Source organism: Thalassotalea atypica (genome assembly GCF_030295975.1).
Classification (GTDB): Bacteria; Pseudomonadota; Gammaproteobacteria; order Enterobacterales; family Alteromonadaceae; genus Thalassotalea_F; species Thalassotalea_F atypica.
The window spans coordinates 2,667,649-2,683,635 of the sequence record NZ_AP027364.1; the positions used below are offsets into that span (position 1 = coordinate 2,667,649).

Annotated in this window: 14 protein-coding genes; 5 read left to right on the forward strand and 9 right to left on the reverse strand. The window is 40.2% G+C overall.

Going from position 1 to position 15,987, the window contains the following annotated elements; all coding sequences use genetic code 11:
* Positions 1-10: 10 nt before the first annotated feature.
* From torC to QUE03_RS12215, 3 genes are all read right to left on the reverse strand, one after another.
* Positions 11-1,189 (reverse strand): pentaheme c-type cytochrome TorC, encoded by a 1,179-nt coding sequence (gene torC / locus QUE03_RS12205; protein ID WP_286261821.1) that lies wholly within the window; start codon positions 1,187-1,189, stop codon positions 11-13.
* Between the two features lie 71 nt (positions 1,190-1,260).
* A complete protein-coding gene (gene torE / locus QUE03_RS12210; protein ID WP_286261823.1) occupies positions 1,261-1,440 on the reverse strand; it encodes a trimethylamine N-oxide reductase system protein TorE in 180 nt (59 codons plus the stop codon).
* 278 nt (positions 1,441-1,718) lie between these two features.
* On the reverse strand, positions 1,719-2,480 hold the full coding sequence (locus tag QUE03_RS12215; protein WP_286261825.1) for a TorF family putative porin: 762 nt from the start codon (positions 2,478-2,480) through the stop codon (positions 1,719-1,721).
* 187 nt (positions 2,481-2,667) lie between these two features.
* Here QUE03_RS12215 and torR point away from each other — a divergent pair, with 187 nt between their 5' ends.
* The gene (gene torR, locus QUE03_RS12220) at positions 2,668-3,390 is read left to right on the forward strand and encodes a two-component system response regulator TorR (protein ID WP_286261827.1); all 723 of its coding nucleotides are present in this window, start codon (positions 2,668-2,670) and stop codon (positions 3,388-3,390) included.
* A gap of 5 nt (positions 3,391-3,395) precedes the next feature.
* On the opposite strand, the gene torT is transcribed toward torR, so the two are convergent.
* Positions 3,396-4,403, reverse strand: coding sequence for a TMAO reductase system periplasmic protein TorT (gene torT / locus QUE03_RS12225; protein ID WP_286261829.1), 1,008 nt, complete (start codon positions 4,401-4,403; stop codon positions 3,396-3,398).
* 53 nt (positions 4,404-4,456) lie between these two features.
* Between torT and torS the strand changes: the two genes are divergently transcribed.
* The 4 genes from torS to QUE03_RS12245 all read left to right on the forward strand — a co-directional run bounded on the left by torS (position 4,457) and on the right by QUE03_RS12245 (position 10,686).
* Entirely contained in the window at positions 4,457-7,435 is a 2,979-nt protein-coding gene (gene torS, locus QUE03_RS12230) for a TMAO reductase system sensor histidine kinase/response regulator TorS (protein WP_286261831.1), read from the forward strand.
* Between the two features lie 222 nt (positions 7,436-7,657).
* A complete protein-coding gene (gene ttcA, locus QUE03_RS12235) occupies positions 7,658-8,569 on the forward strand; it encodes a tRNA 2-thiocytidine(32) synthetase TtcA (protein WP_286261835.1) in 912 nt (303 codons plus the stop codon).
* 56 nt (positions 8,570-8,625) lie between these two features.
* Positions 8,626-9,918 (forward strand): NCS2 family permease, encoded by a 1,293-nt coding sequence (locus tag QUE03_RS12240; protein WP_286261837.1) that lies wholly within the window; start codon positions 8,626-8,628, stop codon positions 9,916-9,918.
* A 3-nt stretch (positions 9,919-9,921) separates the two neighbouring features.
* Positions 9,922-10,686: an outer membrane protein OmpK gene (locus QUE03_RS12245; protein WP_286261840.1), complete on the forward strand. Its 765-nt coding sequence runs from the start codon at positions 9,922-9,924 to the stop codon at positions 10,684-10,686.
* Positions 10,687-10,766: 80 nt separating this feature from the next.
* Here the strand turns inward: QUE03_RS12245 and QUE03_RS12250 are convergent, their stop codons facing one another.
* From QUE03_RS12250 to QUE03_RS12270, 5 genes are all read right to left on the reverse strand, one after another.
* Complete coding sequence (locus QUE03_RS12250) at positions 10,767-11,615, reverse strand: glucosaminidase domain-containing protein (protein ID WP_286261842.1); 849 nt, start codon at positions 11,613-11,615, stop codon at positions 10,767-10,769.
* A 23-nt stretch (positions 11,616-11,638) separates the two neighbouring features.
* Positions 11,639-12,427, reverse strand: a complete 789-nt coding sequence (locus tag QUE03_RS12255; RefSeq protein WP_286261844.1) for a hypothetical protein — start codon at positions 12,425-12,427, stop codon at positions 11,639-11,641.
* Positions 12,428-12,556: 129 nt separating this feature from the next.
* Positions 12,557-13,207: a LysE family translocator gene (locus QUE03_RS12260; protein ID WP_286261847.1), complete on the reverse strand. Its 651-nt coding sequence runs from the start codon at positions 13,205-13,207 to the stop codon at positions 12,557-12,559.
* A gap of 301 nt (positions 13,208-13,508) precedes the next feature.
* Entirely contained in the window at positions 13,509-14,084 is a 576-nt protein-coding gene (locus QUE03_RS12265; protein WP_286261849.1) for a DUF1415 domain-containing protein, read from the reverse strand.
* Positions 14,085-14,105: 21 nt separating this feature from the next.
* Positions 14,106-15,893: an ABCB family ABC transporter ATP-binding protein/permease gene (locus QUE03_RS12270; protein ID WP_286261851.1), complete on the reverse strand. Its 1,788-nt coding sequence runs from the start codon at positions 15,891-15,893 to the stop codon at positions 14,106-14,108.
* Positions 15,894-15,987: the final 94 nt, after the last annotated feature.

Sequence of the window (15,987 nt, forward strand, 5' to 3'; positions counted from 1 at the left end):
TAGGCTCCAATTAGTGTTTTTCTTTAACAAACGTTGATGAGTGCTGTTGTAAGTATTTTTGTACTAGTGCTTGTGTATCTTGATCCATGTTGACAAAAGCGATCATGCCTTGGAACATACCTGGCCAAGTGTTGGCATCAAAGTGGGCTTCATCTGGTTGCGTATGACAAACACTGCAGCTACTTCTAAAGGTGTCTCGCGCATAATCCCATAACGGTTGTTGCTCGGTAATTAGGTAATCAGCATCGGTCCATAGCGTTGTTTCAACGCGTTGCCATTTAAGGCCCGTCATTTCATCTTCTTTTTCTTCAAAGCCTTTCATAACGCCTTCGGTTTTGGCCGCATCTTTAGTTAATTGAGCGGTAAGCATGTTGATGCCAAACTCTCGATAAATCACTCGACCAGCGCCCATTTGTTTACGCCACCCTTCAATGGCAATTTTCACGCGCTTGTCTTTGCTCTCTAATACGTTAACTTTAGTGGCAACATTTAGGGTACCTGCTTCAACATCGCCGTTTGAGCTAAAGAATAATGGCTTGGTTAAGGCGGTGAAGTATTCTTGACCTGTGATGAAACTATTAGGCCCTGTACCCACCTCTGCAATTAACTCTGGTGCTCTAGCTGTGCCCATATCAGGTAAGGTATGTGCGATGCCCTTATGACAGTCAACACAACTTTGATCTTTTTCTGCGGCACGTTTCATCTGCTTTTGTGCTAGCTTAGACATGTCTTCCCATTTCATGGAGTCGTAATTATGACAGTTCTTACAAGCTAAGGAATCGTCTCGGTCAAAGCGAGCCCATTCACGAGACGCCATCTCTAAACGTTTACTTTCAAACTTAGCATCGGTATTGACCGTTTTAAAGAACCAACCCCATACGTCACTTGAAGCTTCCATTTTTCTTGCAATTTTTCTACCCCAGCTATGTGGTACATGGCAGTCAGGACAAGTAGCGCGGACACCCGAATGATTTGACCAATGTACGGTTTTTTGTAGTTCTTGATAAGGTTTGCTTTCCATGCTGTGGCAACTGATACAAAATTCTTCTGTATTGGTTGCTTCTAGCGCTGTGTTGAAACCACCCCAAAAAATAACCCCCATTAAGAACGCCGTTAAACTAATGGAGCCTAAAGTAAGGTATTTAGCTGGCGTGTTAAGTGTGTGCCAGAGGTTTTTAAACCATTTCATGTTGATAACCCTCGATGTTCTAGTTTTTTACTTTATTGCTGAAAATACGAATGACTTACTTGGTGATATTTCTAGTGAGGGATAACACCACCAAATGCCTGAATTAACCATATGATCAAGCCATAGCCACCAACGGCAAAAATGCTCAAAACTGGAAAAAGCACAACAATAATAAAACCCAATGCTTTAAGCTCTTTGAGCTTTTTCTTTTCACCGATGTCTTTATCTTTATTTAACTGTTTCGCGATCATCTCGAAACTCCTCTTGACTCATTAGCGGGTTGTGTATTTTTGATAAGCTAACTATAGATAAGCAATGTGAATAACGATGGCGCAGGAAAAGACAGCTTATGCGCAATTGTGAAAAAATATGAACAGAATTGTAGATGAAAGGTTTGGTAGACCTGTTACTGTAATGTCAGGGGAATTATGCTTATTTACAACAACGAAATAAGCAGGCTACTCCTACGGCGTGCCTGCTTATATATGCGGTATTAAAGACTTTGTTTTAATTAAGAAAGCTTATAGTATTAGAAACTCTTACTTACCCCCAGAACAAAGCGGCTATCAAATATTTTTAACCCTTGTTCAGAGCCGTACACTTTGTGTGAACTGTCTATGTTTGAGTCATGATAACGTACATCAAAATTAAGCCCGTAGAAGTTCTTGCTTACCCCAAGGTTCCAATGCCCCCAGCCTTCAGCTCCATCGCCAGACAAATCTTGGTAACCTAATGAGCCTGAAAGATTAATACCGTTGCTAAAGCTTGTGCTCGGATGAATGGCATAATTTACGCCGTCCCAACCTTTGGCGCCAAACCAGTCATCAAGCGTAGGTGTTACTTCAAGCTTCATATTCACTGGACCGAAATCTTTGGCGATTTGCATCCAAAGTTCTGTATAATTTGAATCGTCAGAGTCAGCGTAAGTATAGTGATAAACGAAAACATTGTAGCTAATGCCACTTTCACCAATAGTGCCAGATTTACCTAGATAGGGAGAAAGGTTTGATCTTATATCTGGAGTGGACTCATATTCTGCCGTGGCACCGGATACACCAGCGTAAAAACCACTACTGTGCGACCAAGTGAAGTTAGCGAATATTGCCGTTGTGTCTCCATCAGCTACGGTTGACTCACCACGAAATACTGAGTCAGTTGCAATTCCAGCGGAGCCGCTAAAAGTACCATTTAAAAACTCGCCTTTAGCTTGTTCCGCACTTGCTAAAAAAGAGCAAGATAGTAACATCGTACTCACAAGAGCGCAGTTTGTTGTTTTTATAACTTTATTCATAGTTCAAAACTCCAGAGTTGATATAAATCAGATAAACAATTTTTGATGGCGTTATTGTATCGCCCAGTTATGAACAGGATTGTGTGATTAGATGAACACAATGTTTAAGAATATTTATGAAATAATGTCAGTTAGCTATCGAATGAAGCACTTTTGCTGGCAATAATTTTTTAGTAGGACGTCACGGTTGAACCACAAACATATTTTAGTAGTTGAAGATGAAGCGATAACCCGAGCCAAATTGGTGGGTTATTTCCAGCATGCGGGTTATCAAGTAAGTGAAGCAGAGAATAAAGCGCAGATGAATGTGATATTAGACAATCATCATATTGACTTGATCATGCTAGATATTAACCTGCCTGACGAAGATGGACTAATGATCACACGAAACCTACGTAGCCACTCTGATATCGGCATTGTGCTCGTGACCGGGAGAACCGATTCTATCGATAAAATTATTGGTTTGGAAATGGGCGCTGACGATTATGTTACTAAGCCATTTGAGTTAAGGGAGTTATTGGTACGGGTTAAAAATATATTGTGGCGCATCTCATTGGCGCAACAAGAGCCAGCATTTTCAGCAGACGCAGAAGAAGATGACAATATATTTCGTTTTGGTCAATGTCGCTTCGATATTCCTAAGCGAAAACTACTTAAAAACAATATTCCGATCAAACTGACCAAAGCTGAATACGATATTCTTGTGGCGTTTGTTGCCAATCCAAGTCGAGTGTTAAGCCGTGACCGTTTATTGAACTTAATTGAACATAGGGTTGACGCCCCAAACGATAGAACGATAGATGTATTAGTTCGTCGTTTACGTAACAAAATTGAAGATAACCCGAAAGAGCCACAAATATTTACTACTATTCATGGAGAGGGATATCTATTTGCTGCAGATGTGAGTTAAATAGGTCACTTTGCAAGCGGTTTCACGTTATATACCGGTTTGAAATTGTTTGGTGATAAAGATAACTGAGTGTTTATCTCATCGATGTTTTGTTGGTCTATAGTAATAATCGCAGTCGCTTGGTGTTCTTCACTTTTTCCTGTTTGCAGATACGTCACAGCTTGATTAATCGCCATTCGGCCTTGGTGTACCATTTGATCTGAATTGGCCATCAGTATTTTATTACGCTTAATACCGCGATAAACCCCATGACTAAAGTAATGACTAAGAATTTTAGGTCGTTGTGCCTTAGGTAATTTCGAAACTTCATTAATAGCCATTTCAGCCATCACTGCATTTCCAGCTAAATACTCTATGTCAGTGAATTTTTTAAAGGTATTTTTTAACAGAGAAAACTGAGTGATTTTCTCATTTAAACCATGTTGTACCGTGACCAATTCAATCGCACTATTTGCAATCGCAGCTTTTAAACCTTGGGTTGACTGCAAACTACCTCCTCCGCCTTTCGGCCCAGGAAACCAAGCCAGTTGTGCGGATTCAGACTTCCCGTGTTGTTGATGATAGTTAACTAGGTACTGACCTAAATTAAAGCCCATTTGATACCAAGAAACCCCTGTTCTGCCAGTAATATTTTTTGTTGCTACTTCATTAACCAGCGCAAAAATAGGCGTATGCTGGTTAACTTGTGCTAATTTAAGGTTTAACTGTTCAAAGCTAACCGTGCCAACTAATATGGCATTTGCTTGCCATTCAATACATTGTTCAATTTGTTTAAACTGTTCATCAGCATTTTGATAGCCACCGGCTTCTAGCACTTTTAATGCAATCGAACTTTGTTTTGCTTGCTCAGTCATGCCAAAATTTATACTGAGCCAATAAGAATCTTTCAGATGAGGATACACTGCACACAATTTTATTTTACTATTGGTATGGGTTGGAACTGGATTCGCAGCGACTAAAACGCTAAAAAAACACGGTACGGCTACCAGTAGTAAAACAAAAAGTTTTTTCACAATACGCTCTTTTTAAACATTGATATGGATACTCAGGATTAGAGGATATTACATTGCACTTTCGTCGAAGTATAGGTAACAAATTACTATTTGCCTTTAGTTTTGTTGCCGGATTATTACTGTTTGTTAGCATTGTTGCTTGGAATAGTCTCAGCCTTATTGCCAGCACAGGAGATGTCATTACCAAGCAAACTTTACCTATACTCACGGGTACAAGAGAGCTGGCAAACTTAAGCTTGAAAATTACTCATAGCACGACAGTATTGAAAAATACCACTGACGAAGAGACGCGCAAAAACATTAGCGATAATTTGTTCTCACTGCACACTGCTGTTGAAGAGAAATTTTCTTCATTGGAACTACTCAACCTCAATAACAAGAATTTAACCGACTTAATAAACCTAAAAAATGAAATCAACCAAGGTATTAAACAACTTGATCGCTACGCTAGAGACAAAATCATCAACCTTCATCAGATTGAAAAAACTATTATTGTAGTCAAAGCATCGGTTCATGAAATTTCTACGTTGTCGAAATCACAGGTAGCTAATGCCAGTACCTTTGCGCTTGTACGATTGTCAGGGCTATATGACTTAATTGAGCAGAAAAATAGCTTGGTTAAGGCACAACAAGATATAGATTTGATTATTGATGAAGACCTTAATTTACTGGATAAAATGGCAGCATTAGAACGTCATGCGCTAGAGTTAGAGCAAATAGCCAACTTAATTATTACTAGTCACCAATACCAACAACTTAATGAGTTAGGGCAGAGTAAGGACTCGTTAGTAATAGTGATCACCAATTTGGTTGACGCTATTCATGATCCTTATCGGTTAGAATTAGCACGTATTGCATTGAACAAGCTTAAACTGTTTGATGATCTACTACTTTACCAGCAAGAAGCTATTGAGCTAGAGCAAAAACAAAGCTTGCTACACCAACAGATTGCCAACCAATTAACACTATTAAATCAGGGCATATTATCACTGATCGAAAAACAAGGTGAGCTCGCAACAAAAACCAGCCAACAACATCACAAGTTAGTGTCGTGGTCTCAAAATGTATTTTTGATCACCACCTTATTGTCGCTGATTGTCATTATCTTTGTGATGTGGAAAGTCGTTTATCAAGGTATTGTTTTCAAACTGCAAAAGCATACTGATGCAATAGAAAAACTTGCCGCTGGGGATCTTGAAATAACCGTTGAATCCTCTATGGATGAAGAGTTAAAGCATATGGCCCAAGCCCTGGATGTTTTTCGAGAGCAAGCCATTAAAAAGCAGCAGCTTGAGTATGAACAACAACAGAGTGAACAAGAGCTGCGTTTACATAAAGAGAACCTTGAACAATTGGTTGGCGTTAGAACACAAGAGCTGAGATTGACCAATGAAAAGTTAAACCGTGAATCTACCGCGCATGCCCTAGCAAAGCAACAAGCAGATGAAGCCAACAGGGCCAAATCAGTCTTTTTGGCCAGCATGAGTCATGAAATACGTACACCGATGAACGGCATGATAGGCACGCTAGAGTTATTAACCGATACCGATCTAACCGAAGAACAGCAAAAGTATGCGCAAACAATACTCTATTCCGGCGAAAACTTACTCGATATTCTTAACGATGTGCTTGATTATTCAAAAATCGAAGCTGGCCATATTGCGCTGTCTTGTCGGGCCATTGATCTAAACAAACTGGGGCAAGATGTTATCCAATTGATGCTCGCAAGAGCACAGAGTAAGTCGTTACTGCTCCGCTTTGAAATTGACAACCACCTTGAACCGTGGCGATTTGCTGATTTAGGCAAGTTACGACAAATACTTATAAACTTAATTAATAATGCCATTAAGTTTACCCAGCGAGGCAGTATTGTTTTATCAATTACTGGGGATAAAACTGGTACCGACAGACCTAACCATGATGAAGGTAGCGTGACCTTCTCTGTGACTGATACGGGTTGCGGCATCGCTAAAGATAAGCAAGGGGACGTTTTTCAGGCATTTACCCAAGTGGCCAACTTGCAAAGTGCTGCTGGAACAGGGTTGGGCTTAGCTATTTCTCAGCGGTTGGTAAGCGCCATGAACGGAGCTTTGTCACTTGAGAGCGAAGAAAATAGAGGCAGCTGTTTTTCTTTTACGCTCCCTTTAAGCTATGCAAATAAAAGCGATATTAACAAACAACAAGAGATGTTTTCGTCTTCCCATGAATCATTCCAACACTACAACGTGCTTATTGTTGAAGACAACGATATAAACCTTGATGTTGCCTGCGCATTAGTTGAAAAGCTCGGCCACACAATTACTGCCGCTAAGGATGGGACAAGCGCAATTAGTTTAATGCAAAGCAATCATTATGATTTAGCACTACTAGATATCAATTTACCCGATACTGACGGCGTGACACTCTCAAAACAGCTCAAATCTATAGCTGAAGAAAAACAACAAGTATTTAAGACCATTGCTGTATCGGCTCATGTTTTTAAAGAAGATGTTGCTAAGTTTATTGAGTCTGGTTTTGATGGTTTTGTGGCCAAGCCAGTGCAAATGAAGAAATTAAAACCCGCTATTAACAAAGCAATGTTTGCCGTTGGTGCCGTGAATAATCAAGATGAAAACAAGCAAGTATCAAAACAAAAAAATGGCACTATAGGAACGACTGAGTCCGTAACAATAAGCAATGACGAATTTAATAAGCACTCATTGTTTGACGCTGATATTCCTAATCAAGACATCGAGTATTTGGGGCATGAAAAAGTACAACAGCTTGCGCAGCTCTTTTGCCAGCATGTCGACAGTGAATACAGTGATTTCTCAGACTTATCTGCGGCCGATCAACAAGCAAAGCTACATAAACTCAAAGGCGCAGCAATAGGATTAGGGCTGGTTCGGCTATATCAGCTATGCAATGCACTTGAAGTATCTATTAAAGATGAAAAACTAACCACACCTCAACTGCTTATGATTGATGATTTGATTAAATTATCAAAGGGAGTGCTGCGTCATTACTCAGACAATCTGCAAAAATCTGACTAACTTACTGGATATAATTACTTAGTGTTTTTCAAAGAAACAATCCATCGTACAGCAATTTAGTCAACAGGCCGGTACGTGTGGTTGTTCCTAGTTCAGTATTTGAATCATTCGATTTTTATTACGTACTGTTAGTTAACATCCGAAACAAACCGTTAACAGGTTAGAACTTGTACTGTGCTTGACTTCCTATATAATACGCGCCTTAAATCGTAGGAAGCCAATATGACACCCCTTTCGCCCGAACAAAAAACACAATTAGTCAAACTTGAAAAACGCTTACGCAGCCATGTCGGTAAAGCGATCGCCGAATATAACATGATTGAAGATGGCGACCGAATTATGGTGTGTTTATCTGGCGGAAAAGACAGCTATGCCTTGCTGTCAATTTTAATGCTGTTGAAAGAATCCGCACCAATCAATTTTGACATTGTAGCGGTGAATTTAGATCAAAAACAGCCAGGTTTTCCAGAAGAAATCCTACCGAATTACCTACATTCTATTGGCATTGAATATCATATTGTTGAAGAAGATACCTATTCAATTGTTAAAGACAAAATACCTGAAGGTAAAACCACTTGCAGTTTATGCTCTCGACTACGTCGCGCGCTCTTATATAAAACAGCGAAAGCGTTAGGCGCAACAAAGGTCGCCTTGGGGCATCACCGAGATGACATGATAGAAACACTCATGCTCAACATGTTTTATGGTGGCAAAATGAAATCTATGCCACCCAAGTTAGTCTCCGATAATGGCGAACATGTGGTCATTCGCCCTTTAGCCTTTTGTAAAGAAGAAGAACTGATTCAATATGGGCAACTTAAGCAGTTTCCTATCATTCCATGCAATTTATGTGGCTCACAGCCTAATTTACAGCGTCAAAACGTTAAACGCATGTTACAAGACTGGCATGTCCAATTTCCAGGTCGCATTGAATCGATGTTTACCGCATTGCGTAACGTTGTTCCTTCACATTTGTGCGATAGCGATTTATTTCCCTTTGCAGATATTACGTCTACGTCTGGCGTGATTAATGGTGGAGATATTGGTTTTGACAAGGAAGAGTTTACGGAGCCTGCTCAGAAACCAATTGAAGTACAACCTAAAAGCCTCATTGATGTTATTGAAGTAAAATAAACTGGCTAGGTTGTATTGAGTAAGAATTAATTTAACTTTACTAAAAGGCACTTTCGATGTTTGAAGCATTATTTCAACTGAAAGATCACAACACCTCCATCAAGCAAGAAGTCATCGCCGGATTTACGACGTTTTTGACCATGGCTTATATCATATTCATCAACCCAGCAATGCTATCAGACGCAGGCATGGACCACGGCGCTGTATTTGTCGCAACCTGTCTGGCTGCCGCTATTGGTTGTTTTGTCATGGGCTTTTTGGCTAACTACCCTATAGCGCTTGCTCCTGGGATGGGGCTAAACGCCTTTTTTACTTATACCGTAGTGTTAGAAATGGGTTATACCTGGCAAGTTGCCTTAGGTGGCGTGTTTATTTCAGGTATGGTCTTTATCCTCTTAAGCTTGTTCAATATCCGCAAATGGATCATAGACAGTATCCCACAAGCATTACGTTACGGAATTGGTGCGGGTATTGGGTTATTTTTAGGTTTTATCGGCCTTAAAAATGCAGGCATTGTTGTCGATAACCCTGCAACCCTAGTGGGCTTAGGCGATGTTACCGCGACAGGTCCTCTACTATCAGCCTTTGGTTTATTCCTAATCGTTGCATTAACAACGAAAAAAATTAACGGCGCTGTGATGATTTCTATTTTAGCGGTCACCGTATTAGGGCTCATCATTGGGGATGTTCAATACACGGGTATCGTCTCAATGCCTCCAGAAGTGGCACCGACGTTTATGCAATTAGACATTATCGGTGCGACAGAAGTTGGCATGTTAAGCGTAATTTTTGCTTTCTTATTTGTCGATTTATTTGATACGTCAGGCACGCTTATTGCGGTTGCTCAACGCGGCAATCTATTGGATAAAGACGGTAACTTTCCACGTTTAGGCAAAGCGCTAATGGCTGACTCTACGGCTACCGTTGCAGGTTCAATGCTCGGTACATCAACCACTACCAGCTACGTAGAAAGTACAGCAGGTGTTGCAGTGGGCGGCCGAACCGGCTTAACTGCCGTGGTCGTTGGTATTCTATTTATCTTGGCATTATTTTTTGCTCCATTAGCGGGTATGGTTCCCGCTTATGCGACATCAGGACCTTTATTCTTTGTTGCCGTGCTAATGCTTTCTTCACTTAAGAATATTGACTGGGATGACATGTTAGATGCTGTACCTGCTGCGCTAATCTGTATCATCATGCCGTTAACTTTTTCAATTGCTCACGGTATTGCTTTTGGCTTTATCAGCTATGCGGCAGTAAGAATTTTTAGTGGCAAGATAAATCAATTAAGCATAAGTGTTGCCATTATTGCTCTTCTTTTCGTCGTTAAATTTATTTATTTTGGATAACTCATGACCCTTACCCGATCTATTTTTTCACTTGCACTGCTTTCATCACTAAGCGTTCACGTCAGTGCAGAAACATTATGGAGCTCAAATAGTTTGAGCTACCTTAAAAGCTTGTCAGAATTTGAAGTGTTGACCAATGATGACGTTAATGTATTTACCTTAGAACATGCGTCAGGTCACAACTGGGGTGATGTTTTTATCTTTGCCGACAGAATCGACGCAAATGCTGATAAAAACGCAGACGAGCATAAAGAAACTTATGCTGAAGTTTCTGCGCGCTTAAGCCTTAACTACGCACTCGACTTTAAAATCGACAGTGATATTTTAAAGGACACCTTCATCGCAGCAACATGGGAGTCTGCCTCAATATCTGAGCCTAAATACAGCGACGGCTTCGATAATTACTTGTTAGGTGTGGGGGCTTCATGGAAGGTTGCAGGCTTTAGCTATCTCGACACTAACGTCTATGTTGTCAATAACGAGTCTACTGACAATGATGAGCAATTGACCGTTGTTTGGGGCTATCCTATTAATGCCGGTAAACATAAAATTATGTTTGATGGCTATATTGATTGGTCTTCTGCGGCGGACGACCACGCAGCAGATTTTCATTTTAATCCGCAATTACGTGTCGATATTGGCAATTACTTTGGTAATCCAAACACTATAGAAGCAGGTATTGAGTATTCATACTGGCACAATAAGTTTGGTATTAATGGCATTGATGACGAAAGTGTTGTGAGTGCGATGGTTAAGCTTTACTTGTAATCGTCATCATGACATAAATTGCTTTCATAAAAAGGCAGTTGTTCACGATGAACAACTGCCTTTTTTTGTAACTTTACAATTTACTCTGCAACCGGTTCGACAGGTCGTTGCTGGACAAGATACTGCTGGTTATGACGGAGCATTTGCGTCAACTCCAGTACATAGTCGGTGCCCCTTTCAGAATAAGGTAACAGCCCAGTTGCCAATATTTCAGGGATCAATGGTTGCTCTTGTTCTCTTAACTGCTGCCTAATGGTTCTAAACATGGCATATGCACCATTGGTATTAATGTTATGCAAATAGTGCTTTACTGCGCCGTCTAAATTACTAAATGCTTTAACTTCATGATTCGCTCCATCATTTCTTGAATTTGGCACCATGCCGCAGCCTTTTTGATAACACCAAATACCAAAGAAATTAAGCCCTATTCGTGCAAAACGTGACGTTCCCCAAGCAGACTCATTGGCGGCTTGCACCAATACCAAAGGGCTAGGAATAACATCCACTTTAGAATACAACTCATACGCTTGCTGAAGCGGCGTAGCGCGTTTATTGACACGGTATTTTTTGTTCAATTGTAAAAATCTTGCTTGTTGTTCGTCAGATAATGGTTCACCGAGAGACAACTGACTTAAAAGAGCATCAACCTCTGCACGTAAAACCAACAAGCGGGTATTCTCTTTTTCTACTGCAGGCCTGATGAAATTAAAAAACTCTCGTTTTTTAGTCTTAACGTCTAGTATTTTTGAAAAATCAGGAAGCTCAACATCATGAAGTGGTAGCTCCACTGGCTTTGGGATCGGTTTCTTAGCGATTACGTCAGTCTGCGACTCTGAAACTTTTTCTGGCTTTAAAAAAGTAAAAGGCGCAACAATCGCTACAGCAGAGCCGGCCAGTAAGGCCGCCCGAAGAGTATATTTAAGCTTCATAAAATTCCTTTTTATGACGTTGATTAAGCAGTAAAGATATCATCACTGATACTTTGTTCACTTGAAACTGTCTGTAATCGCATGCCGAAAATCTCCCGATAAAGAATACCTTTTGCGTTGAAGTAACATGGTGCTAGGTAAGACAAAATAAACAAACATAATACAGCCCCTAGAATAACAAGCTCAGAGTTAATTAAGACTACTACGGGCAAAATAGACAATACCAGACCCCCCATCAAGACAAAGTAAATGGCAAAAATATTAAACCATTGAAACCTCAACACCTTGACTGACAAAATTATAGCTTTCATTGGTGATAAGTGCTTTTCAACCACCAACGGAATCGTTAGTGACAATGCAACCGCAAGGAAAATACCTGGGATGATAAACAATTGTAATCCTAAGCTCACTAACACTGAAGTGAATAAGGCACAAAGTACCACCCAACTGCCACGCTTTAAAAACGCAAAGGTAAGTTTCGCTTCCGTTTTTAAACCAACTGCATGTAACACCCCCATCATTTCAATACCGGCCAAAAAAGGCCAAATGGCGATATTGACAATTAGATTAACTAAATTGAGGGCATTAGGATCTTCAAGGACTTGTTCAATGCCGCCCAAGAGATGGCTTGCTACCATCGAAATAATCATTCCCACAAAAAAAACAAAGCACAAGCCAATATTAATAGATGCTCTGCTATTGTTGGTTTTCTGCCAAGCCTCTTCTAACACGGCCTTTGGGTTAATTTTATAATTGCCTTTAAGCGACTCTTCAATGTCACCGCCTACTTGAATAACTTGCTGCTTGTCCACTAAATACCCTATCTAAATTACAACTTTGGATCATGACGCTGTTTTATATGTAACGTCAGTATATCGGATTTCATATTTTATTTCTGTTTGAATCACTCACTCTTTCCAGCGCTAATGGTCCATGCTCCTTTACGCTATGCCAGCTTGTGAAATATCGCTCAGCACTAACTCTATCGCCAGCAACAATAAAATTGCTCCCATGATACGATCTAACCAGTATCCTTTGGTTTGAATAAGCATGCCCATTTTTTGATGGTTAAGTAAATAGGAAAGTAAACTAAACCAAGCCGCTGTTGCTACTGCCATATATATGCCGTAGCTCAATTTTATTTCAGTTGGGGTATCAGGCGAAATCACCATAGAGAATAAACTAACAAAAAACAACGTTGCTTTGACATTCAGGCCATTGACTAGAAAGCCGGTAGAAAAAGCACGTTTGTTCGATGGTACGGGGTCATTAGACCTAGCCATTCCTTGCTCGTTTATCGTTGGCTTTTTTGCGCGTAATCCATGCCATGCGATGTAACAGAAGTAACTTGCCGCGATATATTTCAAAAGAGTGAACAAGCGTTCGTCACTAGCGATTAATAGACCAATGCCCACTAACGAATAAGCGACATGCACAAGAATGCCAGTACCAATACCTAAACTGGTCATTAACGCTGTTTTACGACCATAGCGGACACTTTGTTTTAATATAATGGCAAAATCAGGACCTGGGGAAGCTACCGCTAAAAAATGCACTACCGCGATAACAAGGAATTCATCTAAATATGACATGCCAATAACAAACTAAAAAACAATGGCCGACATTTTACCTGAGAAATGAAAGAAAAGGGGAATTATAAAACTATAAAAATTAGCAGCTTAACAACTAAACGTTGCAGAGTTTTTGAGTATTTTTCGGTAAAATTGCCATAATTCATCGAAATCGGCAAAGTGATATTTTCTACCTTGGTATGAGGTGTTCATACGATTCTCCTTAGTACATAAAAGAATTGTATATTTTTCACTCAAAAACTCTGTAGGGCTAGAGTAAAGCTTTGTACCAATATGTAACCACTGTTACTTGCCTTTTAGCTTAACGTTTAATGCGCTTTAATATTTGCTCAAAATAGTCGCAGCCTTTTTCCTGTGTCAGCGCGATATTATTTTCAGGGATCAGCTCTGGGTTTGGGTAATGGTTTAACGCCCTTTCCATGCTTTTTTCTCGGATAAAATGCAATGTAGGATATGGCGAGCGATTAGTATAATGACTGGCAGAATCTAATGGCTCGCCTTCAAAGAAATAGTCTGGATGAAAGTTTGCTAGCTGAAATATCCCCTCAAAGCCTAAATCAATCAATAAGTCGTTGGAATAATCAACCAAATCTAAGAATCGTTCAAACTGTAGATAACCATCAGTAAATATCAGTAAACTAGTTTCAATTTCTGCATCATGTGCTAGCAGTTCAAACTGCAGCGCCACTTCTTCAAGGGCCAATTTAAGCTGGCTATGAGCACTTACCGCATACGCGATAGTGTTATTAACGAATTCTTTTTTTGCAAACGGACAAAAGTTTAAGCCGATGACCACTTCATCTAACCAAGCTTTCGTTTGCGATATCGCTAATTGATTCATCTCAGAAGTAGTTGTATTTGTTCTATCTTGTTTCATAAAGGGTAATTTCTAATTTTACTATGGGTTATTGCGCTGTTGCAGTTGCCACATTTTGTGGTAATAACTCCGCTTAGCAATCAATGTTTGATGACTACCCTGCTCAACAATTTCCCCTTGTTTCATGACAATAATATTGTCAGCATCAACAATGGTGGATAAGCGATGTGCAATCACCAATGAAGTTCTATTCTCGCTGACTTCATTGATTGCGCCTAATATGGCTTGCTCAGAGTGGCTATCAAGGGAAGACGTTGCTTCATCAAACACCAAGATGCTTGGGTTCTTTAAAATAGTTCGTGCAATAGCAACACGCTGTTTTTCACCGCCAGAAAGCTTCAAGCCACGCTCACCAACGACAGTATCAAAACCTTGGGGTAGGTCTTTCACAAATTCATCTAGATGCGCTAACGAGAAAGCACGTAGAACTTGCTCTTTAGTCGCTGTAGGATTTCCGTATTGGACATTCGCAAATAACGTATCATTAAATAAAACAGTGTCTTGGGGCACGATTCCAATATGTGACCGCAATGAGTGCTGTGTGACATCGGTGATCACTTGATCATCAATGGTTATTTTCCCTGCTTGTACATCATAAAAACGAAAGAGCAACTTAACCAAGGTTGACTTACCAGAGCCGCTGTCGCCCACTACGGCAACCTTAGTGCCCGACTTAATAGCAAACGAAACCTTCTTTATAATCTCTCTCTTATTGTCATAGCTAAATTCAATATCTTCAAATCGCACTTCACCACGGCCAACGCTTAGCTCTGAGGCACCTTTCTTGTCTTGTACTTTAGGTTGTTTAGTTAATAAGCCAAACATATGTTCGATGTTAGCTAAAGAGCCTTTGATTTCCCGATAGACAAAACCAAGAAAATTTAATGGCATAAACAGCTGCATCATAAAGGCATTAATCAGAACAAAATCACCTAGTGTCATTGTGCCATGCGTGACGCTGTATGCTGCCATTGCCAGCATCGAGGTCATTGCAATGGCAATAATAAGAGCTTGTCCACCATTTAGGGCAAATAACGATAAACGATTTTTTACTTTAGCGACTTCCCATGTGGCTAACTGTTTGTCGTAGGCGTCCGCCTCATGCGCTTCGTTGGTAAAGTACTTAACAGTTTCATAGTTGATTAAGCTATCAATTGCTCTGGTGTTACTTGAAGAATCTGCTTTATTGGCCTCTCGAATAAAACCAGTACGCCATTCAGTGGCATAGACTGAGTAGGCAATGTACGCCGCAACAGAGCCGAACACCGTGAGAGCAAAACTTATACCGTAATTGACCCACAAGATACCGATCACCATGACGATCTCAATAATGGTCGGCACAATATTAAAAACCATAAAACGCATTAAAAAATTAATACCTGACGTGCCGCGGTCAATGTCGCGAGACAGCCCGCCCGTTTGACGGTTGAGGTGAAAGTCTAAATCGAGTTTATGCAGGTGCTGAAAGACTTTTAAGCCTATTCGCCTAATCGCCCGTTCGGTAACACGACCAAATAAGGTGTCACGCACCTCAGCAAAGAAAACAATGGAAAATCGGACTAAACCATACGCCAGCACTAATCCAAAAGGTACAATCAATGCTTGTTGCGTGCTGATATTATCTAAATAATCAACAATGTCTTTTAATATGAACGGCAAGTATACGCTGGCGATTTTGGTGGCGATTAAGCACGCCATGGCGATAGCTATTCGAATTTTAAATTCAAATAGGTAAGGCAACAACATTTTCAGTACTTGCCAGTTTATTGAGGTAACTTCTCTCTCAGGGTAGTGTTTTGACGCGCGCATCAGCTATAAAATCATGGAATAAGGCAATGGGTTGACACCATAATAAGTTGAGCCAATAAATACAATCAATTTTGCAGGCATAGCTTAAGCCCAC

Coding starts and splice junctions, on each gene's coding strand:
- torC (WP_286261821.1), bottom strand. CDS start 1,189: ATGAAATGGTTTAAAAACCTCTGGCACACACTTAACACGCCAGCTAAA.
- torE (WP_286261823.1), bottom strand. CDS start 1,440: ATGATCGCGAAACAGTTAAATAAAGATAAAGACATCGGTGAAAAGAAA.
- QUE03_RS12215 (WP_286261825.1), bottom strand. CDS start 2,480: ATGAATAAAGTTATAAAAACAACAAACTGCGCTCTTGTGAGTACGATG.
- ttcA (WP_286261835.1), top strand. CDS start 7,658: ATGACACCCCTTTCGCCCGAACAAAAAACACAATTAGTCAAACTTGAA.
- QUE03_RS12240 (WP_286261837.1), top strand. CDS start 8,626: ATGTTTGAAGCATTATTTCAACTGAAAGATCACAACACCTCCATCAAG.
- QUE03_RS12245 (WP_286261840.1), top strand. CDS start 9,922: ATGACCCTTACCCGATCTATTTTTTCACTTGCACTGCTTTCATCACTA.
- QUE03_RS12250 (WP_286261842.1), bottom strand. CDS start 11,615: ATGAAGCTTAAATATACTCTTCGGGCGGCCTTACTGGCCGGCTCTGCT.
- QUE03_RS12260 (WP_286261847.1), bottom strand. CDS start 13,207: ATGTCATATTTAGATGAATTCCTTGTTATCGCGGTAGTGCATTTTTTA.
- QUE03_RS12265 (WP_286261849.1), bottom strand. CDS start 14,084: ATGAAACAAGATAGAACAAATACAACTACTTCTGAGATGAATCAATTA.
- QUE03_RS12270 (WP_286261851.1), bottom strand. CDS start 15,893: ATGCGCGCGTCAAAACACTACCCTGAGAGAGAAGTTACCTCAATAAAC.